General features: G+C 69.7%; 17 protein-coding genes and 3 pseudogenes. 13 read left to right on the top strand and 7 right to left on the bottom strand.

Going from position 1 to position 22,086, the window contains the following annotated elements:
- Positions 1–360: 360 nt before the first annotated feature.
- The 10 genes from ACZ6SQ_RS23475 to ACZ6SQ_RS23520 all read left to right on the top strand — a co-directional run bounded on the left by ACZ6SQ_RS23475 (position 361) and on the right by ACZ6SQ_RS23520 (position 11,509).
- The gene (locus ACZ6SQ_RS23475; protein ID WP_469565173.1) at positions 361–696 is read left to right on the top strand and encodes a hypothetical protein; all 336 of its coding nucleotides are present in this window, start codon (positions 361–363) and stop codon (positions 694–696) included.
- Between the two features lie 307 nt (positions 697–1,003).
- The gene (locus ACZ6SQ_RS23480; RefSeq protein ID WP_469565175.1) at positions 1,004–1,603 is read left to right on the top strand and encodes an ATP-binding protein; all 600 of its coding nucleotides are present in this window, start codon (positions 1,004–1,006) and stop codon (positions 1,601–1,603) included.
- Between the two features lie 147 nt (positions 1,604–1,750).
- Positions 1,751–2,920 (top strand): helix-turn-helix domain-containing protein, encoded by a 1,170-nt coding sequence (locus ACZ6SQ_RS23485; RefSeq protein WP_469565176.1) that lies wholly within the window; start codon positions 1,751–1,753, stop codon positions 2,918–2,920.
- Positions 2,907–3,155, top strand: a complete 249-nt coding sequence (locus ACZ6SQ_RS23490; protein WP_469565178.1) for a DUF397 domain-containing protein — start codon at positions 2,907–2,909, stop codon at positions 3,153–3,155. The genes ACZ6SQ_RS23485 and ACZ6SQ_RS23490 overlap by 14 nt, the downstream gene beginning before the upstream one ends.
- A gap of 85 nt (positions 3,156–3,240) precedes the next feature.
- Positions 3,241–6,012 (top strand): AfsR/SARP family transcriptional regulator, encoded by a 2,772-nt coding sequence (locus ACZ6SQ_RS23495; protein ID WP_469565179.1) that lies wholly within the window; start codon positions 3,241–3,243, stop codon positions 6,010–6,012.
- Between the two features lie 195 nt (positions 6,013–6,207).
- On the top strand, positions 6,208–6,540 hold the full coding sequence (locus tag ACZ6SQ_RS23500; protein ID WP_469565181.1) for an STAS domain-containing protein: 333 nt from the start codon (positions 6,208–6,210) through the stop codon (positions 6,538–6,540).
- Positions 6,537–7,505, top strand: coding sequence for an anti-sigma factor RsbA family regulatory protein (locus tag ACZ6SQ_RS23505; RefSeq protein WP_469565183.1), 969 nt, complete (start codon positions 6,537–6,539; stop codon positions 7,503–7,505). The genes ACZ6SQ_RS23500 and ACZ6SQ_RS23505 overlap by 4 nt, the downstream gene beginning before the upstream one ends.
- Before the next feature lie 276 nt (positions 7,506–7,781).
- The gene (locus tag ACZ6SQ_RS23510; protein WP_469565185.1) at positions 7,782–8,150 is read left to right on the top strand and encodes a hypothetical protein; all 369 of its coding nucleotides are present in this window, start codon (positions 7,782–7,784) and stop codon (positions 8,148–8,150) included.
- Between the two features lie 188 nt (positions 8,151–8,338).
- Entirely contained in the window at positions 8,339–10,351 is a 2,013-nt protein-coding gene (locus ACZ6SQ_RS23515; protein WP_469565187.1) for a serine/threonine-protein kinase, read from the top strand.
- Between the two features lie 75 nt (positions 10,352–10,426).
- Entirely contained in the window at positions 10,427–11,509 is a 1,083-nt protein-coding gene (locus ACZ6SQ_RS23520; protein ID WP_469565188.1) for a DNA polymerase III subunit beta family protein, read from the top strand.
- Positions 11,510–12,475: 966 nt separating this feature from the next.
- On the opposite strand, the pseudogene ACZ6SQ_RS23525 reads toward ACZ6SQ_RS23520, so the two are convergent.
- A pseudogene (locus tag ACZ6SQ_RS23525) lies at positions 12,476–12,740 on the bottom strand (transposase); the annotation flags it as partial.
- Positions 12,741–12,864: 124 nt separating this feature from the next.
- Positions 12,865–13,101 (bottom strand): annotated as a pseudogene (locus tag ACZ6SQ_RS23530) (IS110 family transposase); the annotation flags it as partial.
- Between the two features lie 229 nt (positions 13,102–13,330).
- Here ACZ6SQ_RS23530 and ACZ6SQ_RS23535 point away from each other — a divergent pair.
- Positions 13,331–13,538, top strand: a pseudogene (locus ACZ6SQ_RS23535) (YxiG-like protein); the annotation flags it as partial.
- Here ACZ6SQ_RS23535 and ACZ6SQ_RS23540 read toward each other — a convergent pair.
- Positions 13,518–13,838 carry a hypothetical protein gene (locus ACZ6SQ_RS23540; protein ID WP_469565469.1) on the bottom strand — a complete coding sequence of 107 codons (321 nt, stop codon included), beginning with the start codon at positions 13,836–13,838 and terminating at the stop codon, positions 13,518–13,520. The pseudogene ACZ6SQ_RS23535 and the gene ACZ6SQ_RS23540 sit on opposite strands and share 21 nt — an antisense overlap.
- Positions 13,839–14,095: 257 nt before the next feature.
- Here ACZ6SQ_RS23540 and ACZ6SQ_RS23545 point away from each other — a divergent pair, with 257 nt between their 5' ends.
- Positions 14,096–14,899, top strand: coding sequence for a hypothetical protein (locus ACZ6SQ_RS23545; protein WP_469565190.1), 804 nt, complete (start codon positions 14,096–14,098; stop codon positions 14,897–14,899).
- A gap of 159 nt (positions 14,900–15,058) precedes the next feature.
- Here the strand turns inward: ACZ6SQ_RS23545 and ACZ6SQ_RS23550 are convergent, their stop codons facing one another.
- Positions 15,059–15,331 carry a hypothetical protein gene (locus tag ACZ6SQ_RS23550; protein WP_469565193.1) on the bottom strand — a complete coding sequence of 91 codons (273 nt, stop codon included), beginning with the start codon at positions 15,329–15,331 and terminating at the stop codon, positions 15,059–15,061.
- 350 nt (positions 15,332–15,681) lie between these two features.
- On the opposite strand from ACZ6SQ_RS23550, the gene ACZ6SQ_RS23555 reads away from it, so the two are divergent.
- Complete coding sequence (locus ACZ6SQ_RS23555; RefSeq protein WP_469565195.1) at positions 15,682–16,644, top strand: hypothetical protein; 963 nt, start codon at positions 15,682–15,684, stop codon at positions 16,642–16,644.
- 244 nt (positions 16,645–16,888) lie between these two features.
- Here ACZ6SQ_RS23555 and ACZ6SQ_RS23560 read toward each other — a convergent pair whose 3' ends face one another.
- From ACZ6SQ_RS23560 to ACZ6SQ_RS23570, 3 genes are all read right to left on the bottom strand, one after another.
- On the bottom strand, positions 16,889–17,656 hold the full coding sequence (locus tag ACZ6SQ_RS23560; protein WP_469565197.1) for a hypothetical protein: 768 nt from the start codon (positions 17,654–17,656) through the stop codon (positions 16,889–16,891).
- A gap of 189 nt (positions 17,657–17,845) precedes the next feature.
- Positions 17,846–20,485 carry a YncE family protein gene (locus ACZ6SQ_RS23565; protein WP_469565199.1) on the bottom strand — a complete coding sequence of 880 codons (2,640 nt, stop codon included), beginning with the start codon at positions 20,483–20,485 and terminating at the stop codon, positions 17,846–17,848.
- A gap of 655 nt (positions 20,486–21,140) precedes the next feature.
- Complete coding sequence (locus tag ACZ6SQ_RS23570; RefSeq protein ID WP_469565201.1) at positions 21,141–21,836, bottom strand: DUF6338 family protein; 696 nt, start codon at positions 21,834–21,836, stop codon at positions 21,141–21,143.
- Positions 21,837–22,086: the final 250 nt, after the last annotated feature.

Here is a 22,086-nt window from a genome sequence, read left to right on the forward strand (position 1 = left end):
CGCTACGAGAAACGGGCATACGCCTACCTCGGCACCGTCACCCTCGCAGCCCTCATCATCTGGCTCCGCACATGATCCAGGAAACAGCGCCTAGTACTCGTACGAAGCTGAAACCGCTTGGTGCACCATCGAGATCGACAGAACCGACGATGGGACCATTCTGATCAACGGCGTCGTCGACCCACAGCGGCTCGATGATCTGACCCGGCTCCTGGCCGGACTCGGCTTGAGGCACAGCCTCGAACTCTCCGACGAGAACAACGACATCATTGACGAGCGACGGCACTGAACCGTCGGCCTCAGGGAACTGCGGCCTTCGAAGTAGGGGTTGGGGACGTTCGAGCGTCTGTCGGCGGTCTCGTGATGGATGCACCTGGCAAGGAACACGCGCGTCGGCCCGATAGCCTCCGCGGGTGGGCGCTCGATGTCACCCTCGCGTACCTGGTCTCGGCCGAACGCCTCCTGCAGGACTACATCCCCTCGCTCACCGAGTACCACCTGTCAGGCATCACCTTCGCCGCGCTGAACGAGCGTCTTCTGATGGGCATCGACCGCACCGACTGCCTGGGAGGAGCGGCCTGCGTCGCGATGCACCAAGGCACCACCGGCGCCCAGGCGTTCACCGCGCTCGCGCTCTGTCTCGTCCCCCTCGCGGCCGCGGCCCGCTGGCGTCTCACCCGCCGTGACCTCGGCTGACCGAACAGGTCCGACAAGTGCCGACTCCACCTGACGTCGATGCGCCCGGCGCGACGCCTACTGCCGCTACACCACGGCTCTCCTCGGCACTTGCATGCTGGCCGGAATGAGATACCCCTGGGCGACACCTCGAGACGGCAGCGACCCTGCCGGTACACGCAGGCTGCGACTCCTCGTCGCCCGCCCGACGGCTCCGGCCCTGCTGTCGCTCGTGGCCGCCGGCATCCTCAGGAGTTCTCGCGCCCCGGGCCGCGGCGCCGTTACCTGCCACATCGCATTCCCTCCGCCTCCGACCTCAGGAGCCGACATGACCGATCTTGATCCACGCGGCAACACCTACGACCGGACCCAGCCCTTAGGGCTCGGTGAGGCGCACACCGCGTACGGGACGTCCCACGCCTGGTCCTACCGCCGCGGCGGGAACACGCGGCCGCGGCCGTCCGCGTTCGTGTCGGCGCTCGCGCGAGGCGACTCCTGCGTGGACTGCAATCTGGCCGTCGGCCGGCATCTGCACCTGCATGTGGCCGCCGCCACTGGAGAGGTGGGCCGGGTGCGCACGGCCGTACAGGCGGTTCTTTCGCGGTGGAACTGCCCGTTCGGCGTCATCGACGACAGTGTGCTGCTCATCAGCGAAATGGTCACCAATGCCGTCTTGCACGGGGCCGACACGACGATCACGGTCGATCTGGTGCACCTGGGGGACCGTCTCCTCGTGGAGGTCACCGACGCCTCCCCCGCCCGCCCCGTCGTCCGCCGGACGGGTGCGGACGACGAGCACGGACGCGGTATGCAGCTCGTGGAGTGCATCGCCACGGCCTGGGGTTCCCGACGCGACCGCGACCGGGGCAAGACCACGTGGTGCACGCTGGCGCTCGACTGCGGCGGCACCTCGCGCGGCGCCCGCTGACCGTCCAGGCCGGCCCATACGGCCTGCGCTTGACCCTCCCGGCCGACCCGCCCGGCCTGCGCTTACCGCCGGTATACCGCTGCTCTTCCCGTCACCGGCACAGTGACGGCGTCATCGCCGCCCCCACGGCGGTCCCAGGGAGGAACAGTGACCGGTGCGACGAACGAACAGCAGCGCCAGGCTCCGCCCGGCCCGCACGACGACAGCGTCTACCGCTGGGACATCCACCATGTTTCCGCGAGCCGCCACCAGCACGGCCCCTGCGGCACCTGCGTGAGCGAGGACAGCGCCCGCGCCTGCATCGAGGCAGCGCTGTCCGCGGCCGCCGACGGGGACGGATACGCCTGGGGCCTGCTCAGCCGCGTCCCCGCCGCCACCGCCGAGACGCCGCACCGCACGCCCCTGGCGTGGGCCGCGGCCGGGCCCGACGGCAGGATCAGCTGGCTTCCTCACGGCAGCCGGCCGTACGGCGATGTCGGCCCGATGCCGCCGCAGCGGAACGAAAGCGTCTGGACGCTGCTCGAGCGCTACGGCGGCGAACTGAACCGGCACCGGCTCAACGCGGGCCGCACCCAGGCGGAGCTGGCCCTGGGCACGGGCTGGCCGAAGGCGACCGTCGCGTGCGTCGAGCGCGCCCGGTGCATGCCGTCGTACGACTTCACCCGGCAGGCGGATCGTTTCCTCGGCGCGGAGGGCGCACTGGTACGGCTGTGGCCGTCGCTCATCCGGCCCGCCTACCCGGACTGGTTCTGGCATGTGATCGAACTGGAGCGCCAGGCCGCGTTCATCCAGGAGTTTGAATCCGTGGCCGTTCCGGGCCTGCTGCAGACACCGGCGTACGCACGGGCGATCTCCACGGCGGCTCACCCGGTCGCCCCCGAACTGGAGATCCAGCAGCTCGTGGCCGCCCGCGTCGACCGGCAGCGCATCCTCGCACGCCGTGAACCGCCGCACATCGTGGTGACACTCGACGAAGCGGTCCTGAAGCGCAGCATCGGCGGGAGCCGGGTGATGAGCGAACAACTCGCGCACCTCCTGGACATCGGCGCCCGGCCCCGCGTCCACCTCCAGGTGATCCCGTTCAAGGTGAGAGAACACCCGGGCGGCATGACTCCCTTCCGCCTCATGGGATTCAGGGACGGCCCGGACGTGCTCTACGGCGAGACGTTCACCGGAGGACAGACGACCGTCGACGCGGCGCCGGTCCAGCAGCACAAACTCGCCTTCAGCCTGATCCAGTCCAAAGCGCTCTCCCCGGACGACTCCCGGCTGTTGATCCGTTCGGTGAAGGAGGAACTGGACCGTGCGACGGACTGAACCGGTCACGCCGGCCCCGCGCCGCACGCCGTCCGGGGCGAGGCGGACGAAGGCACCGCGCGGGCCGTTGTGGCACCGCAGCAGCCACAGCATGGGCAACGGCGGCAACTGCGTCGAGGTCGCGCTCGCCCGAAGCCCCCAGGTCCTGGTGCGTGACAGCAAGGATCCCTGCGGCCCGCGACTCCGGTTCGCACGGCGGGCATGGCAGGACTTTCTCGGCAGCGTGACGGGCTGATGAGGCTACGGCCTTGTCCTCAGGGTGAATTGCCGCCGACAATGCCTCATTTCCCGCTTGCGGGCGACGGCTTACGGAACGGGACATGAGGTATCGGATACTCGGGCCGCTCGGACTCTGGCGCGACGACGAAGAAGTCGACGTGATGCCCGCCAAGTGGCGCATGCTGCTGGCTGTCCTGCTGTGCGAGGCGGGGCAGGTGGTCTCCACCGACCGGCTCGTGGAGGAGCTGTGGGGCGCGGGGCCCCCGCAGAGCGTGCAGAAACTGCTGCAGGGCTACGTCTCACGGCTCAGGCGCGCGCTGGGCGACGAAACCGGTGAACTGCTCGTCACCCATGTGCACGGCTACCGTGCCCACGGCTACCGGCTCGTCGTCGCACCTGGCGAGGTCGACGCGCACCGCTTCGTCGACCTCGTCAGGCAGGCCGGGCGGGACCTGGAGCGCAGCCCCGAGTCGGCCGTCGAGAGGCTGACCGAGGCACTCGGCCTGTGGGGAGACGTCCCGTTCGCCGATGTGCCGCCGACTCCCGCGGTGGAGGCCGAGGCGACCCGGCTGACGGCCACGTGGACGCAGGCACGCGAGCTGCTCATCGAGGCGCGACTGCGGCTGGGCCGCCATGAGGCCGTTCTCGACGAGGTCGAGGCTCTGGCCGCCGAGCACCCGTTGCGTGAATCGCTGCGCGGGCAGCTGATGCTGGCGCTGTACCGGTCCGGGAGGCAGGCCGATGCGCTGGCCGCCTACCGGGATCTGCGCCGTCGGCTCGCCGAGGAGCTGGGTATCGAGCCCGGTCCGCCCGTACAGCGGCTCCACCAGCAGATCCTCACCGCCGACAGGTCGCTGCTCGTCGAGCCCGCGCCTCCCGCCGACCCGGTACCGCAACCGCCGGTGGCGACGGCTCGTGTGCCGAGGGAACTGCCGCACAGCGGCACCGCGTTCCTCGGCCGCGCGAGCGAGTGCTCGGTGCTGGAGGAGGTTCTCTGCCGCTCCGGCGAGCAGCGCACCGCGATCGCCGCGATCGACGGAACGGGCGGCATAGGAAAGTCGGCCCTGGCCCTGCACATCGCGCACCGGCTGGCCGACCGGTTCCCCGACGGCCAGTTCTACGTCGATCTGCACGGTGCGACGGCAGGGCTCACCCCGCTCGAGCCGGGCGAGGTGCTGGGGAGATTCCTCAGCACCCTTGGAGTGCCGCACGTGTCCGTGCCCGCCGACACCGACGAGGCCGCGGCGGCCTTCCGCTCCCTCGTCGCCGATCGCCGCATCCTGATCGTCCTCGACAACGCGGCCGGCGTGGACCAGGTCCGCCCCCTGCTGCCGGCGGGTGCGGGCTGTGCCGTCCTCGTCACCAGCCGGGAGATGCTCACCACCCTCGAAGGCGCCACGCATCTGCATCTCGGTGTCCTGTTCCACGACCAGGCGACGGCACTGCTCGAGCGCGCCCTCGGCACCGAGCGGGTCGCCGCCGAACCCGAGGCCGCGGACGCGATCATCCGGATGTGCGGCGGGCTGCCGCTGGCACTCCGGATCGTCGGAGCACGCCTGGCCGCCCGCCCGAGCTGGCCCCTGAGCTCCTTCGTCGACCGGCTCACCCACACCCAGAACCGCCTCGACGAGATCCGGGTCGGAGACGTCTCGGTCAGGGCCAGCTTCGACGCCGGATATCACGCCGTCTGCCAGGGCGACCCGGCCGCCGCCCTCGCCTTCCGGCTCCTCGGGATCGTGCCCGGCCCGACCATCAGCCTGCACGCCGCGGCGGCGCTGCTGGGCGGACGTGCCCCGGACGTCGAGGACGCACTCGAACGTCTCGTGGACGCCCACCTGCTGGGCAGCCCCGCCCCGGCCCGCTACCAGATGCACGACCTGCTGCGGCTGTTCGCGCGCGAGGTGTGCGCCGAGGAGCCCGTCGCGCACCGGGACCAGGCCCTGGAGCGTGTGCTGCGGTTCTACCTCGCCACCACCCGGCTGGCCGTGACGCACCTCGAGGTGCCACCGCACGTCGCCCGAGGCACCGACCGGCCACAGGCCCAAGGAACCGCCGCCCCCGGCGCTTCTACCACCGTACGCATCGAGGACCGCGCACAGGCCGAGGCCTGGCTGGAAGCGGAACGGGCGAACCTGATCGCCGCGGTCCTCCACGCCTTCACCCATTCCGACACCACGGCACGTCTCGCGCTGCGGCTGACGGGCCTGCTGCAGTGGTACCTGTATCCCCGCGCCCGTGCCCGCGAGTTGTGGACCCTCGGCGAAGCGGCCGTCCGCACGGCACGGCGGCTCGGCGACCGCGCCGCCGAGGCCTGGGCACTGCACAACCTCTCCGCCGTGTACTGGCTGCACCGCGGGTTCGACGGCATGCGGCAGTGCCTCGAGGCCGCGCTCGAGATCTGGCGGCAGATCGGCCACGGTGGCGGGGAACGCCGCTCGCTGTACTACCTCGCGGACGCGCTCGCCGAACTGGAGCTGTACGACGAGTCGATGACCGTGCAGAGCGCCCATCTGGAGCTGGCGCGAGAGGCCGGGGACCAGGTGGCGGTCGTGGCCGGTCTCGGCAACCTCGGCAGGGTCAACAGCGGACTGGGCCGTGCTCAGGACGCCTTGGCGTGTTTCGAGGAGGGCTTCAAGGCCGCGGAGGCGATGGGCGACAGGACCCTGCAGAGCTTCGCGCTGCACGAGATCGCCCATGTCCACTTCGGCCAAGGGCGGAGCGAGGAAGCGTACCGGCAGATGCGGCTGGCGGGTGAGTTGGAGAACGACGCGAGCAGATACGTCAGTTGGCGCGATCACGCGTGGAGCGCGTACTTTCCCGCGGTCCTGAGCCTGCGGATCGGACCCCAGGCCCCCGGACCCCCGCCCGTATGAGCCGGTGGCGGCGTCAATCTACCGCCGCTATACCGATCGCCCCCACAGTGGCGCAGGCTCCTGGTCCGGTCCGCGGTCTCCGGGAAACCCGGAGACTCCTCGGCCGCAGGGGCTTCCCTGAGCACCCCGCTCCCCCTAGGGTCGGGCGCCTCTGAAGCAGCAGTCCACCCATCCGACTCACAGGCGGTAGGCCACATGGACGCCCATCCATCCGGCGACGGGGGCACTCTGATCGTCACCCGCACCGTTGACCCGCCCGGACTGCGCCTGGAGGGAGAGCTGGACGCCGCACGGCACGGTGAGCTCTCCGAGGCGCTCACGGCCCTGCACGGCACAGGCGGTGAAGTCCGGCTCGACCTGGCCCGCCTGCACTTCATCGACCTCGGCTCGCTGAGCCTCCTGTCCGGCTTCGGGAACGGACGCCGAGTCGTCCTCGACGGACTGTCGCCCACGGTGGCCCGCGTGATCGAAACCCTGGGGTGGGAGCGGCTGCCGGGCCTGGTCCGGGGTACGGAGGCAACGTCATGACGATCGACACGCCCGGCAACGGCAACACCGCTGCGCACCCGGGGGACGAGCACCCGGGCGTCCGTCACGAGGCCTATCTCTACCGAGACGACGAGGAGTTCCTCGCCGGCACCATGCCTCATCTGCGCAAGGGCATGGAGTCCGGCGCCCCGACCTTCGTGGTCACACCCGAGCACGAGGCCGCCCTGCTGCGTGACGCGCTCGGCGCGGAGGTCCCCGCGGTCCAGTTCCTCGATCCCGCGGACCTGTACACGAACCCGGTGCGGGCCATGGCCGCGCTCACTGCGGTTGCCCGAACCCTGAACACCACACCCGCCTGGGTGGTGGCCTCCGACGACTGGAGCCGGTACCCGGACGAACTCGAATGGGTGCGCTACGACGCGGTGTTCAACCTGAGCTTCGCCCACATCCCCTTCCGCACCCTGTGCTGCTACGACACCGAAGCGCTGCGGCCCGAGACGGTCGCCCTCGTGCGGCAGACCCACCCCAGGCTTCTGGAGGGGTCACAGATCGTGGACAACCCCGCCTACCGCAAGCCCGAGGACTTCGTCGCCGACCTGGACCGACGGCCCCTTGCCGCGTCCCCGCACTCGGCCGCCACGATGCAGATCCTTCCCGCCGACCTGCACTCCGTACGGCAGTTCGTCGCCGCGCAGGCCAGACGGTGCGGTGTGACCGCCGACGCACTGCACAACCTGCTGGTGGCCGTCACCGAGGTGGCCACCAACGCCATCCGCCACGGCAAGGCACCGGTGACCCTGCGCACCTGGCCCGACAACGGGCTGATCTGCGAGGTCACCGACTCCGGTCACTGGCAGCCCGACGAGTTCATCACCTGGAGCCCGCCGGAGTCCTCGGCCGACTCGGGATTCGGGCTGTGGAGCGTGGGGATGCTCTGCGACACGGTCCAGGTACGCACCGGCGCCACGGGCACGACGGTGCGGCTGCGGACCTGCGCGGCATGACCGACGGGGTACACCGCTCCCGGCTCGAGGGTGAACGCGAAGGCTGGCTGGGTGAGTTCGAAGGGCCCCGGGCCAGCCTGACCGGAGGCGCAACGAGAGGGTGGCGGGGCACCGACACTCCTCCGCGCGGAGGCAGGCGCCCCGATCAGCCGTCACTCTGATACTCGGGCTCAGAGTTCGCAAGCCGACTTCACACGGATCGACGATCCGGCTGTCCGGGGAGCGCGTGCGGCATAGGCTCGCATCGCACAGGTAGACAGCAGTGGAGGGGCCGCGATGCGGAAGGGCAGTGTCGAGTACGAGCAGGCGTTGGACGCCATGGTCGAGATCCTGCGGGATCGGGCACGCCGGGGGGCGGAAACCGTGCAGTACGGCCGGCTCAGCAACGAGCTCGCGCGCCTCGGCCACCATGTTCCGCCCTACGAGGGGCCCATGCCCCACCTGTTGGAGGACGCGTCCGCCGAGGGAAACCCGGACGGATCGCTCGGCCTGCTCTCCGCCCTCGTGGTCCTGAAGGAGACGGGTCGGCCGTCGGCGGGCTTCTTCCGGCTGGCCCGCCGGGCCCCGTATCACCGCCCCGGCGACGACACAGAGCTGTGGATCAGCGAACTCAAGGCTCTGGCACGGCAGCACGCCGACCAGTAGACGCCGGACTCCTCGAAGCACCTGCGCACGGTTCGCCTCCGCGCCTTGCCATGCCCGCCGACGCAGCCCGCCGCCACTCTGCACGATCGACTGCGGCAGCCGTGATCATTCACCCGGTCCGCGGACATCCCACCCCACTCGAACGGCTGCCGCCCGGCCTGCCCGTCCCACTGTTCAAGGAAGTACTCGTGAGCGCAATCGGCTCCGGCGGGAGAGTTCAGCCGGCTCGTCCCGGCGACCCCTCCCGTATAGGCCCCTACGTCATCATCGGCCGTCTCGGCGCGGGTGGTATGGGCACCGTCCACGCGGGAGTCGCCTCCGACGGGCTGCGCGTGGCGGTCAAGGTCATTCATCCCGAGCAGGCTCAGGACCCGGAGTTCAGGGCACGGTTCCGGCGCGAGGTGGAGGTGTCCTCCCGCGTCACCGGACCGCACGTCGTCCCGCTGCTCGCCGCCGATCCGGACGCGCAGACCCCGTGGCTCGCCACGGCCTATGTGCCGGGACCGACGCTGAACGAGCATGTACGCGCACACGGGCCGCTCACGGAGGGAAGTCTCCACGCGTTCGCCGCCGCCACGGCACACGCGCTGGCCGCGATTCACGCAGCGGGAGTGGTGCACCGTGATGTGAAGCCGCAGAACGTCCTGCTCACGCCCGCCGGCCCCCGCGTGCTGGACTTCGGCATCGCGCACGCCGCCGACGGCACCAGCGTCACCCGGACCGGGGTGATGACCGGTACTCCTGGCTGGATCAGCCCCGAGCAGTACCGGCAGGGCAGTGCGGGTCCGGCGGGTGACCTGTTCGCGTGGGGAGCGCTCGTGGCCTACGCGGCCACCGGCCGGCTGCCCTTCGGGACCGGCGCGCCCGATGTCGTGGCCTTCCGTGTGATGTCGGGCGAGGCCGACCTGGACGGTGTCCCCGCCCCGCTGCGCCGGACCGTGGAGAAGGCACTGGCCCAGGATCCGGACGACCGCCCGTCGGCCGCCGAAGCCGCCGGGGAGTGCACGGTGCTGCTGGCCGCTCAGGTCACGCAGGTGGCGCCGGCCGATGCCGTTCCGGCAACCGCCGTGGACCTGGTCACGGCCGTCTGGGAGGTGCCAGCCAGCGAGGATCCCGCCTGGCACCTGCCCACCGGCCCAAGCCGTGGGAAGAAGCGGCTGGCCGGTGCCGTCGTGCTCGCGGCCGGCATCATCGGCGGACTGGCCGGAGGTCTGGCGGCTCTGCTGCCGGGCGACACCGGGGGCGACCGAGACACACCCACGTCCGCTGCCTCGTCATCGGCGCAGGCCACGACCGGAAGCAATCGGTCCTCGACCGACACCGTGCAGCAGGACAAGGGGGCGGAACCGCAGGCCTCGACCGGCGACGCGGCGAGTATGGCGAGCTGGCGGCAGGCGCGGGCGGCACAGGGCGCGGGCGAGCACGACGTGGCACGCGCCGTCCTGCACGACGAAGGTGTCACGGCGCAGGATCTCAGCGGTGGCGCCGACTTCGTCCCGGATACCGTGCGGTTCCACGACTCACGCGGGGAGGTCTACCTGTCGTACCGGCTGACCTCCGACGAACAAGGGGCGATGTACGCGGAGACGGAGATCGCCAGGTCGATGTGTCTGACGCTGCGGGACGTCGTCCTGCGCCTGCACCCGGACCTGCCGTACCGCACCTACGTCATGGTGAAGGAGGAACAGGGGCAGGACCCCCAGGTGACGTGGCAGGAGGACTTCGTCACCGACTCCACATGCCAGTCGGCCGCCGACACCAGTCCCGGGCAGGACACGGACGTTGCGCAGGACTGGCAGCCGGACGACGCGGGTCTGGGCCAGGCGATGATCCCCAGCACCGACAGCGCGGAGATCCGAGTGGCGGACGGCGCCGCCAGGAAGATCATCGCGGAGACCAATGCGATGCGCCAGACACTCGGAACCGATCGTGAACTCGGCAACGCGCACATCAAGGTGGGCTTCGACCCCGTCGACTCGGCGATGTACGTGTGGTCGGAATACCTGCTGTGGAACGAGCAGCAGGTCGACACCTGGGCAGAAACGGCCGCCGGTGAGGCGTGCCGGGCCCTGGTGAGCGAGCAGGAGAGCGCGGGCAGCGCCTGGCCCTACCACCGCTACGCCGTGGCGCAGATCGGCGCTTCCGGCATCCTGATCATCCGTTCGGGCACGGCCACCTCGCAGGCCGACTGCCCGGCCTGAGCGTCGGTCGGGGCGGTGGCGGAGGTTGACCCTCGACCTTGTCGAGGGCTCAGGGTTCCGGGTGTGGAGAGCGAGATGCGCAGCATCGGAGAGATGGCGCGGGACAGTGGACTGGGCGTGAGCGCGCTGCGGTTCTACGACCGTGCCGGGGTACTGGTCCCCGCCTGGGTGGACCCGGTCAGCGGATACCGCTGGTACGAGCCCGGGCAGCTGGAGGAGGCGCGGTTGCTGGCCCGCCTTCGCCGGGCGGGCATGCCGCTGGCCGACATCCGGCTCGTACTGGCCGGGTGGGCCGGCACGGACACGGGCCTCGTGCGCCGTCTCCTTGAGGCACACCTGCGCCGTCTCGAGCTGGGGCTGTCCGACGCCCGCAGCGAGTTCTCCACGCTCCGAGCCCTACTCGACCGCAGGGAGACCCGTCCCATGACCACGCACCACAACACCGCCCGGTTGTCCGTCCCCGCGCCGGAACTCGCCGCCGCGTTGGACGCGGTCCGCTTCGCCGCCGGCACCGATGCGGAGCTGCCGATGCTCGGCGGAGTCCTGTTCGACATCGAGGGCGAGGGACTCCGTCTCGTGGCCACCGACCGTTACCGGATGGCTGTCGCGCACACACCCGCGAGCGGGCACGGCGGGCCGAGGACACAGGTGGTGGTGCCCCTTCCGCTCGCCGACGCGATCCGGGCTCTGCTGACCGGTGAGGCTCCCGTCCGGCTCACGGTGGACGGTGACCACGTCACGCTGGAGAGCGAGAGCGGACAGACATCCGGCCGGAGCCTCGGCCACGAGTTCCCCGACTACCGACGCCTTGTCGACCTCCCGGCCGGTCGCCGGGCCCACGTCGACACGGCGGCCCTCCGCCACGCCCTGGAGACCGGCCCGGTCAGCGCGGGCGAGACGCGAGAACAGGACGGCGGGACCTACGACCGCAGCGTGCTCCGGGTGGCGGAGAACGGGGCCGTGATCGTGTGCGACGACAGCGACAACGACCAGGACAACGTGGCCGTCAACCGCGAGTTCCTGCTCCACGCGCTCACCGCCGGAGCCCGGGACGAACTGATCCTGGAGCTGGGCGCCCCCACGGCACCCCTCGCGATCCGTCGGCCCGACGACGAGGGCGCGTTCTCGCTCCTGATGCCGGTGAGGTTGGAGAACTAGCCTCCGTACGCATCGAATCGCCCCTCGCCCACGGCTCCTACGAGGGAACGGCGGGGCTCGCAGGCGGGGTTGTTTGATTGTTTGACCTATCTGGCCGTGCCCTCATCGATTGGGTCGGCTCGGCAACTCCCGTCCTCAGGGGGCGGTGTTGGAGCCTCCGCGCTCTTGTACCGCCCGCTGCCGGTGACACACGGGAGGCGCCGCCCCGGCCCGAGTGGGCGGAGGCGGCGCGTCGGGGAGCGGGCCGGCGGAGCCCGTACCGATTCAAAGGTGGCGAGGCCAACGGGCTCTCCCGCTGAGGCAACTCGGCGAAGAGCCGAGCCGACAGGGACGCGCGAGGGGTCGCTATGAGCCCTACTTCTCGACCCGCAAGGCGATGTCGCAGTCCAGCGTCTGCACGAAGTCCCGCCCGTCCTGCCGGTACTCGAACCTGCAGCCGCCGAGGTTTCCGGAGAGCCCGCCCGGTGACCTTCAACCACGCCCCGTAGTAGACGTCGCTCTCGGTTTTCGCCTTCACCCGGTTGACGTCGCGCAGGTGGTTCTCGAGCTCGTCGAGCCTAGGCATGCCCGGCGAGCCGTGCTCCATCAGCATGACGACCCCGTCGGAGTCGTCCCACGCACAGCGGCGTACTCGACGATCTCAAGTCCCTTGGGCACGCGCAGGAACCGTGCGCTCGTGATCTCGACGGGCCTGCCGGACTGGTTGTACGGCACGGGGAGCGCGGCCCACCAGCGCTGGCCTCGCCTGACATGGTCGTTGCCCAGCGTCCCCGCGGACTGCATGCCGCCGTCCAGGGCGCCCCCGGCCGCCCGACCGCCGTCGGACGACGCAGGCGCACAACCGGCGAGCAGCAGCACGCAGGCGATCAGACCGAGGAAGCGGCCCGCCCGCCGGCGCGTGCGTGTCTCAGTACGAGAAGAAGAGACCCGGCCTGCCCGACAGGCTCGCATTCTTCCCCCCAGATAGGTTCCGTCGCGGGGCATGGCGAAGAGGACGTCGAGGCGTCGTCCGGCGAGGCAGAACAGTGCTTGGGTGTGGCGCTTGCCCTGGGAGGTCTTCTTGTCGCAGTAGGCCCGGGAGGCCGGGTCGCCCACGGCCGCGAACGCGGCGAGGAAGAAGGCCCGTTTGCGGCGCCTATTCCTCTCCTGGAGAGCTGTTCGCCACGGATCGACCTGCCTGAGCTTCGGGTCGCCGGGCGATTCCCGCGTCGGCGGCGAGGTGGCCGGCGGTCGGGAGGGTGCCGCCGTCGCCGACCTCGATCAGGATCCCCGCCCTGTCGGCCCTGCGGATCTGGGCGCGGCATCACGCGGGCCGTGTCCGCGATGATGAACGCGTCCTTCGCGTCGGTCTTGGCCTCGCCCGGGCAGAGGTCGGTGATCCGCCGCATCGTGAGCCCGGACAGGCAGGCGACGGGCAGCCCATGTCGTTGCCGACCGTCAGCTCCAGGGCGCCGATCGAGGCGGGCTGGTCGACCACGACCAGCAACCGTTCCGTACTCGGCCTGGAGTTTCGCGAACAGTTCGCGGAGCTTGGGCTCGGCGACGGGTTGCCGCTCGGCGAGGGCTCTGCTCCCGGTCGGTGTGACGGCGATGGCGTGGTGTTCGCCCCCTGCCGACGTCCAGGCCGACGACGTCGATGACGCCGGTGTCGATCACGTGCAGGCCTCATCATCACGCTGTCGTCCGGCCTCGCCTGGGCGATCAGGGCCGACACGCAGGGACCAGCTCGCCCAGCGTCCGGCGCGGAACGGGCCCGGCGCGGTGAGGCGCCGGGCCCGTGGGTGCCGTACGGCCGTGACGGCCTACGGCCTGCCGGTGCGCATGGATGCTGCCGTACTTGCGCAGATGCTGGACGAGGCCTTCGATCAAGCTGTCGTGCACCACGGATACACCGCCTACACGCGATTACGAGGTGATCGTCTATGCGACGGCTGATCCCCGTACTGGCATCCCACCGGCCCACATGCGGTATCTCTTTCGGTACTGCGTACAGGCCCGGTGCGAGACGTCAGTGCCGGCGCGCATCTGGCTGAGGAGGTGCAGGGCCCGTGCCCGGAGCGGGGGCTCCTGGTGCTGTGCTGATCCAGTAGGCGGCGGTGTATTCCTCGGTCGCCGTGAGGATCCGGGCCTGATCCTCGGTGGCCAGCACGAGTACGAACCGCACATAGTCGCCGATGTCGGTGCCTTGCGGGTACTGCTGCCCGATGCCGCGCAGGCGCCAGGCCAGGGCGGGCAGCGTGCGGTCGCTCGGGAAGACGACAGCGAGGCCGGCGAGGGCCAGCCGGACCGCCGGGCACTCGGCCTGCCACCGGGCCAGCAGCTCAGGCATGCAGGACCGAACGACGCTGCGCGCGCGAGCCTCGCTGTCGGGATCGGCGTCGCGCGGAGCATGGCGGTCCGGCTCGAGCGCGGCGTACGTGTCCACGGCCGGCACAGCCTACGCGCCGTCCCAGCCGGGCATCCCACTGGCTGACCGTGACGTGTCTCTCCAGCCGCCCTCGCTGAGGACACAGCGTCTGGGCCGCGGCGCCCTCGGGACGGGTCCTGTTGACGCGAGGCATGGGGCACGCCTGGGACCATGTACACATGTCCGAGGAGTCGAACCTGATGTCCAGCCTGTGGCCGCTCGTGCCCTCCGGTGTGACCGACTGGCTACGGGAGCTGTGCGGCGATGACGGCCTGACCGGGTTCATGCCCCCGGCGATGCCCGACGCGGTGTGGGTGCTCAACGCCCTCTACGAGCACGAGCAGAGGCCGACCGGTGTGACGTACGAAGAGTGGCACCAGGCGCGACTGGCAGACGGCAGCACCCCGCGCCACATCGTCGCGGGCATGGACCTCGACGCGGTCTGCGTGGTCACGGGAGGAGGTCTGGGCCGAGCCCGGCACCCGGGAACGGGCTGGCGGCGGCTGCGCTGGGCCGAGCTCGCCGAGCGGACCGGCGACCCCGTGGTACCCAGCCAACTGATGCCCTCCTACCGGTGCTTCCCCTCGGTCGGAAAGGACGGAAGCTGGCCGCTGGACATGATCCCGCCGACCGAGGGGAGCCTGGACCGTGAGACGTGGACACGGCTGATCGACCTCATCACCCACTACAGTCCGGCGGGCCCGGAAACTCGCTGCCTGGCCTACTACAACCCCCTGACGCTCGGAGCCATCGATTTCGACAACCTCCACGTGCGTACCGGACGGCTCGCGGACGCCGAGATCCTCTACGACCACTCCGAAGCCGACTTCAGCCCGTCCAACCTCTGGGCCGAGGACCACTCGTGGGTCCTGTGCACCGACTACGACCTCTGGGCCACCAAGGTCTCCGGTCCCCCAGCCCTCATCAAGGCGCTGCTCGACGACCATGAGCTCGAGGCCGTGCGTCTTCCCTGGGCGCAATGACATCAGCTTGCACACAGGTCCCTTCCACAGGCGTTGGCGGCGCCGGCTCTGTCAGGCAGCAGTGGTTCTGGTCCAACTTGCTATGCACGACTGTCCGGCGTGACCGTGGTCGGCCCTTTCGTCGTCGCCGACAATGACCTGTCACGAGAGCCCAGCGGCTCAGTCACCAGCGCTGTCGTCGTCGATCGGCCGCAGACGGCGTCGGGCTTCCTGCAGCCGCTCGTCGTAGTCGGGGAAGAACAGGACGGGGAGCATCTTGTCCAGCTGCCCGGCGATACGATGGATCGGTGCCCATGCCGCCGGATCATAGATGGTGTTGCTGAGGTCGGTCATCTGCAACCTCTCCAACCAGTCCGACAGGACCGTCGCTTCGTCGCGGGTGAGCTTGATCGTGATCTCTGGCTCTTCCGCCCCGCCTTCCTGAGCAGGCAACTGTCACAAGCCTCGCGAGATCGACAAAGTCGGTTGGCGGCCTTGAGAAGGTAGCCCGACCGATCAGTACGGCGTGGAGGTGGGCCAGAGCGGCGGTGTTCGAACTGCGCTCGGGTGCACGGGATTTGGCGCTGCCCCTAGTCGGCCCCGAGCAGGCAGCAGCGATGCGGGCGACCGCCGCCGGGCTGGTTCGGAAACCGCGTGGCATCGGAGGAACGGCCTGGGCCATGATGTGCGATGTTGTCCACACAGAGGCGGTTGCCAACTTGACGGTGTCCCCGGCCGCGCAGGCCATCCTCGACCGATGTGCACACGATGACGCCCCAGGGGTGTCGTGGCAGTGGGAGTCCATGGCTGCCGACGCCGTGCTCCGGCACGGCGGCCCGGCGGACGCGGAGGCGCTCCTCCCGCTGTTCCTCTCGTCGCCCGTCGCGCACGATGCGCTGGTGCCGGTCCTTGCCCGTCACGGTGACCAGCGGCTGGCCGCGCGCCTGCTGGAGGCGACGGTCGAGGGGGGCCGGCTGCGCGACGACGTGCCGTCCGTCGTGCTCCACGCCGTGGGCCGTCTGGGGTACGCCCCGGCCGTGCCCCTGCTGTGGGAACACGTCGACGGCTCGCACTACGTGTCGAGGGACGCGTGCCTCGGTCTGCTGCACCTGCCGTGCGAGGAGCTGCGGGGTGCGATCGGCGAGGCGCTGGAGAAGTACGAGGGGGCCGCCCTGTTCCCCGAGTTCCTTCCCGTCCTCGCCCCGAAGACCGAAGACCCGGCATGGCTGGACCGGCTCGTCGCCTGGGGTGAGGACCACGCCTCGGTCGACTGCAACGGCGGCCTGATCCTGGGGATCTCCCTGCACGGCGACCGTGCGCGCGCCGCTTTCACCCGCCTGTTGTGGAACGACCGCTGGGAAGCCTGCGGCACCGGCACCGGATCGGCGCTGTGGACGTACGCGGGCACGCGCGTCCTGGGCCTCGGTCTGCCGCAGCTGTACGCCGATCTGCAGGCGCGGTTGCGCGCCGACGCCGACCCGGACGTGCAGCAGGACGCCCTCCAGTCGTTCATCACGCTGCTGCGGCTTCGTTGCGCAGACGTCTGGACCGGCGTGGCGGCGGCCGAAGCCCAGGCCGAGAACTTCGACACGCTGTACAGCGTGCTGTTCTCGCCGACGCCCGACGACGGGGACACGCTCACCGACCTCGCCGACCGCGTCTTCGGCAGCGGTGATCCTCTGTCGGACGAGGTCCGGCAGCTGGAGGACACGCTCCGCGCGGCGGCGGTGCACGAATGGGCGCTTCGCGCGGTCACCTCACGCTGACAGGCACCCCTACGCGGGCCCGGTATCGCGGGCCTCAGCGCACCGGCGGCACCCCTCAAGCCCTCGGTGCTCATGGGCGCGTTCGTCCCAGGCTCGTGAGATCCGCCGGCCTCCACCAGCTACCGCGCCCGGACCGCTTCCCCACAGGCATCAGTTGCTGGAACCCTCTTCACCCCAGCAGCCCCTGCCCACCGTTCTGGTGCGAGGCCCTGGTCCGCGCCGCGTCCTTGGCACGCCACCGTGCCTACCAGCGCCCCCGCACCTTCCGGAGGATCTCCTCGCGAAGCCTCACACGATCCGAGTCCCGCCGGAAACGAACGCCCTTCTGCCCCTCCACTGCCTCAGCAAGCCTCCTGGCCTGACCGCCGTCGATCGCATCGACCATCTGCGCCGCGAGGTGCATGGCGTGGTACTGCTCGAATGGGCTGCGCGGGTACGTGATGGCGGCGAGGACGGCTTCAAAGTCCCGCAACTCTGGTCTGGCCTGCATCATCGCCAGGGCGGTGATGCGCTCTTCATCCGTCCCTCCCCGCAACCAGCGCAAGACCTCGGCCGACTCAAAGGACTCCTCCGCAGCCAGGCGGCGCGCACGGGCAACCACCCCTTCCAGGGCCTGGGTGCGTGCGGCACCGGGCGGCATCGATCCGCGTACGGAGCCGTACTCGGCGGCGATGGGACCCGCAGCGTCCAGCAGAGTCTGCGCCTCCGCACGCAACCGACGAGCCGTCACGGTGTCCCCGGCACGTTCGGTCTCCTCCGCCAGTGCGAACCGCTCCGCCGCGGCAGCCCGAAGCCTCAGCGTGGCCCCTCCGAACTCGAGACTTTCGACATGGCTGCCCAACAGAGCAAGGAGGAGCAGGACGCCTCCGAACACGATCAACGCCGCCGCACCGGTCCCGTTCTGCGTCGCAAAGACCGCAAGAGCCCCCAACCCGAACGACCCAGCGCCCAGGCAAGCTGTGAACGCGCGCAATGACGGCGTGAACCAGACGGTCGGGGCTCGTCTCGTCACCGGCCACTCCGCATCTGTCGGGACAGGCAAGAAGCTACCGTCAAACGGAGACAAACCAGGTCAGCGTTGGTTTCGTGTTGTCAGCCGCAAGCCTGACGCAGGGCATGACGCGCGGCGAACGGAAGCGCTCCCGAACAGCGTTGGCCTCTCGATGACGCCTCGCGGACAGGGACAGGACCCGTGGCCACCTCAGTGAAGCCGAATGACGTCTCCAGATCTGTACGCCACGATGACGGAGCCGTCTCTCTGCATGAGCAGGGAAATGAAGGACGCGTCCGGCAGGGGAAGCCGACGCAGTGACCCATCGGGACCCATCACGGTCACCCGTTCCATGCCCTGTACAGCGAGCCAGCTCCCGTTCCCTGAGATGTGCGCGCTCTGGTCGGAGAGCAGCAGCCTCTGCCGCGCGTCAGAGCTGGTCTGGGGCCCCACGACCTGCAGAACGTGCTCCAGGCCTGAGCGGACCCACACCTGCTCGCCCTGAGTCGTCAGCTGGAGTGGGCTCTGGGGAGCTTTCAGGCGGGCCAAAGTACGCAGGTCTCCGACGGCCAGTTCGACTACTCGGTCGCTCGCGGCGAGGCTGACGAAGACACGACCGCCGCTCGCGGTGATTCCGTAAGGTGCGCCGGCCAGAGCCCGGCGTGCCACGGGTCGGCCGTCCTTCACCGAGAACGCGTCGACCCGGCCGACCGCAGGTGACGTGACCACCACGCGGTCGTCGACGAGTGCGAGGGCACGGGCGCCACCACCGGCGGACTTCGTCCACACGGTGTGTCCGGTGCGCAGATCGACGCGACCCACATGGCCCGACAGCACCGAGACGTAGTAGGCGGCCGTATCTCGGATCACCAGCTCGTCGACGAAGTCGTGGAACTTGACGACGACGCGGTCGGTGGGTTCGTCGAAGTCCAGACGCACGAGGGAGCGCCCGCCCACGACCGCGTAGGCCGCCTCCGAGGCCTGGTCCTGGACGACACTCGTCACTGGAGCCCCGTAGCGGACGGTCTCGGACTCGTCGACAGCGTCACCGAGGACGGTGGTGAAGGTCGCTGTCATCGCTCCCATGGCGATCCAGGGCCACAGCCATCGCCGGCGCCACCACAACCGATAGACGGGTGCTTCCCCGGGCTGGTGAATTTCCACCGGCGGGGCAGGTCGCCTTGTTCCTGGGGTCTGCTGTCCGCTGGCGTGTGAGGGGTTCCGTGCGTACGCGAGATACGAGTCGACGGTCTGACGAAGGTCCGCCTCGTAGGCGCGCTCGACCCCTGTGACGGCCAGCGCGGCTGTCTCGATGGCCGCTTCGTAGCTCACGTCGTTGGGCGCCCGCCCCACGATGACCACTGGGGCCCCGAAGGGGACGGTGACGGCCAGCACCTCGGTCCCGGGGCGAGAGCGGTCCAGAACGGGCCAGTCGATGCCGAGCGCATGGCCGAGCACCACCAGCCGCCGACGCTGCTCGCGGCGACGCGTCGGAGGCAGCACGAGGATCGTGCGTCCCAAGGCATCGGCCTCGCGGATCTGCTCGATCTCCCACAGCAGGGACTTCGATCGGCCGACCGTCACACAGATGAGCTGGGAGCGGGCGATCAGTTCGCGAACGCCGTCCTTCCAGTCGTCCATGGAGAAGCTGCGCCGCGCCGCGCCCAGGGGAGGGGGAAGCTTCTCTCCGACCTGGCTGAGGGTCTCCACCGGTCCGTGTATGGCGAGGGCAGCGGCAGCGACCTCCTCGAAGCGTTCGAACCGACGCATGCAGAGCCGTTCGACCACGGAAGCGCGATCCAGGCGGCGGGCCCGAAGGACTCGCCGTTCGTCGGCGAAGGACCTCAGCATCAGTGTGGGCGGTCGCCGGTCCTGCTCGACCTGCCGACGCAGGGAGCGCATCCCCAGCCTCCGCACCATGGTGAATGGCACCAGGGCCAGTACCAACATCACGACTCCCGCGACCCTGGCGACGGTCCCGAAACCGGTTGCGACGTAGTCGGACGACGTCGGGCTGGTTCCCATGGCCTGAAGGTCCGCACCCAGGACGACCAGCAGCAAGCCCACTGCGGCGATCATCACGGTCACGAACAGACCGAGCATCGCGAGGATCCTCCCACGTCCCCTGAAGACTGCCGGGCGCCAGCGGGCGCTACGCCGTCTGCGCAACAGCCATTCGACCATCAAGACGCACGCCACAGAAGTGAGGGCGACGGCGACCGTCGCCCACACGCCCATGGAGAGTTGCTCCGTGAGGCGCACCGCCCAGGCATACACGCAGAACCTGATGAGAACCGCCGCGGCACTCCTGGCCAGCCGCATATTCACGAGCCGATCGACGCGGAAGACGCCGTCTGCGCGCGGACGGGAGAGGAAAGACCGAAGCCGACGCCAGCTGGAGGAGTCGAGGAGCAGGAGCAGTAGACCGAGGGCCAGCGGCAGACCCAAGGCCACGCTCATGGCCTCGGCGTTGAGAGCGGTACGTGTCGTGCTCTCGCGCCATTTCGACGCCGGAAGGTCCGGCAGGGACGTGATCCGCGGACGCTGCGACCGGACCAGCTCCGTGACCAACCGCTCTGCGACTTGCGTTGCCTTGGACGCCTGACTGGACTGTGCGAATACGGCCACCGCGGTTCGCCCTTGAACGAACACCGCACAGGCGGAGGCATAGTCCGGGCTACGGCTGAAGAATCCTGCCCGGTCGGCTCCGGACGCGCTGAACGACTCGGACGGGGAGCACGACTCCTTCGCCTGGACCCGTGCGTGAGCGGCATGGCGCATTTCCAGGCCCCTCACCGCGACGGAGGTCTTGGCATCCGCGGCCTCCCAGGTCCGCTGCCATGCGCCCACAACCGTCAGGTTCCGCAGATCAGCACGCAGTCGACCGGTCCCGACGAACAACGAGGTGTCAGGAGGCCCGTTCTGCATACGGAGCCAGACGCCACCTCCACCGGTGGGGAGGTCTGTGGTCGAAAGGAGCCGCTGCGCGACAGCCGGGGTGGTGTACGGCGGAACGACCGTTCTGACAGGCGGCGGAGCCCATTGGCGATGCCAAAACACCGCCGCGGCAGCAAGGAGAAGCGCGAGTAACGCGAGTGCCCTCCAGCCGGCCCAACGCAAACGATAACGAGCCATGTGGCGCCCCCGATCGGATCCGAACCATTCGAACCATCCGCCGTCGGGGAGACTTTGACAGTTCTGTCCCGGACGGGTGGCCGGGTTGGTGAAACTCAACTCATGCAACGAGAAGAGCAATTCGAACAAGCGGCGGGACCAATGAATCACCCATGGCGCGCCTCCGTCGTTGGGGCACCCCGCAATACGGTACGGCCGGTAAGCTTGCTGCTGAACCGCGCGCTTCACCATTGTTGAGCGTGGTCTTGACCGTCAGGGAGACCGCTCATGGCCGAGAGGCTGAATGCGTCCCAGGGTGACAGCCCGAAGGAGCCCCAGAAAGACCCTCGGGGTAATCCTTCGGAGTCAGGCGGGGGCCGGGGACACAAGACTACGAGGCAACCGAGGAGGACGCCGGTGTCGCCTCCCCCTCCCCCTCCCCCACAGCCGCCTGCTCAGGGGCGACGGGGTAGCTGACGAACATCGAGACGATCCGGCGCGCCGAGATACACGCCGAGCCCCAAGGGAAGTCGTACGTCTCGAGCGCGCCGGGGGCGCGGTACTTCAGCGGCTCGACCAGGACCAGGTCTCTGTCTGGCGCGTCGTCGGAACTCACATTGAACGAAGCCAGTTGCCCCTCGATGTACGAGCCGTCCTCCAGGACACAGCCCACGAGCGGACTTTCCCCTGGGAACCACTTCTCGAACAAGACCCACCACGCCGACATCGTCGAAGTGTGCGGTACTCGAGCTGTCATCGCCGCCGCAGCGGCAGCCAGGGCACAGGCGAAAGCCAGCAGGCTTCCCGCCCACCACACCAGCGCGACGTAGTGCGCTTGCGCATAGGTGGTGCCCTCTCGGACCAACTGGCCCACGTCCGGCGTCAGATCGGGTCTGATGCCACGGAGTATCGCGAAGATCAGCAGGGCGGCGAGCTCGGTCAGCACACTGCAGAAGACCACCGTCCCGGTCTCCCGGAAAGGTGTCGGATGACGCTCGCTTCCTTTGCGTTCACGGACGATGACAAACGTGAGGCCCGGAAGCAGCAGGACGACAAGAAGTATGAGACCCGTGATGGTGGTCGGCATGACAGATCCCTGTGGAACGGAAGCGGGCAGGAGGCCCACCGTACCGTGCCGGTCCAGCTCCGCACGGGTTCCAGCGGAGGCGTACTCACCGTCAACCGGTGCCCTGCAGACGGCCTTTTGAGCCTGTTTGATCGAATCAGGCCCGGCCTTCGGGGACCGCTAGTAGCGTGAGCCGTCACGGCTGGCTGCGTCGGCGCAGAGTGTGCATCTTGCCGCAACCGCGTTCTGTCTACGGTCGGGAGGGGCGTTG

The sequence above is a fragment of the Streptomyces sp. NPDC048600 genome (assembly GCF_055587025.1).

Excerpts from the sequence above, each read along its gene's own strand:
- ACZ6SQ_RS23520 (WP_469565188.1), top strand. The coding sequence starts at position 10,427 with ATGCGCAGCATCGGAGAGATGGCGCGGGACAGTGGACTGGGCGTGAGC.
- ACZ6SQ_RS23540 (WP_469565469.1), bottom strand. The coding sequence starts at position 13,838 with ATGCCTGAGCTGCTGGCCCGGTGGCAGGCCGAGTGCCCGGCGGTCCGG.
- ACZ6SQ_RS23495 (WP_469565179.1), top strand. The coding sequence starts at position 3,241 with ATGAGGTATCGGATACTCGGGCCGCTCGGACTCTGGCGCGACGACGAA.
- ACZ6SQ_RS23480 (WP_469565175.1), top strand. The coding sequence starts at position 1,004 with ATGACCGATCTTGATCCACGCGGCAACACCTACGACCGGACCCAGCCC.
- ACZ6SQ_RS23555 (WP_469565195.1), top strand. The coding sequence starts at position 15,682 with ATGGCTGCCGACGCCGTGCTCCGGCACGGCGGCCCGGCGGACGCGGAG.
- ACZ6SQ_RS23500 (WP_469565181.1), top strand. The coding sequence starts at position 6,208 with ATGGACGCCCATCCATCCGGCGACGGGGGCACTCTGATCGTCACCCGC.
- ACZ6SQ_RS23510 (WP_469565185.1), top strand. The coding sequence starts at position 7,782 with ATGCGGAAGGGCAGTGTCGAGTACGAGCAGGCGTTGGACGCCATGGTC.
- ACZ6SQ_RS23505 (WP_469565183.1), top strand. The coding sequence starts at position 6,537 with ATGACGATCGACACGCCCGGCAACGGCAACACCGCTGCGCACCCGGGG.
- ACZ6SQ_RS23570 (WP_469565201.1), bottom strand. The coding sequence starts at position 21,836 with ATGCCGACCACCATCACGGGTCTCATACTTCTTGTCGTCCTGCTGCTT.
- ACZ6SQ_RS23545 (WP_469565190.1), top strand. The coding sequence starts at position 14,096 with ATGTCCGAGGAGTCGAACCTGATGTCCAGCCTGTGGCCGCTCGTGCCC.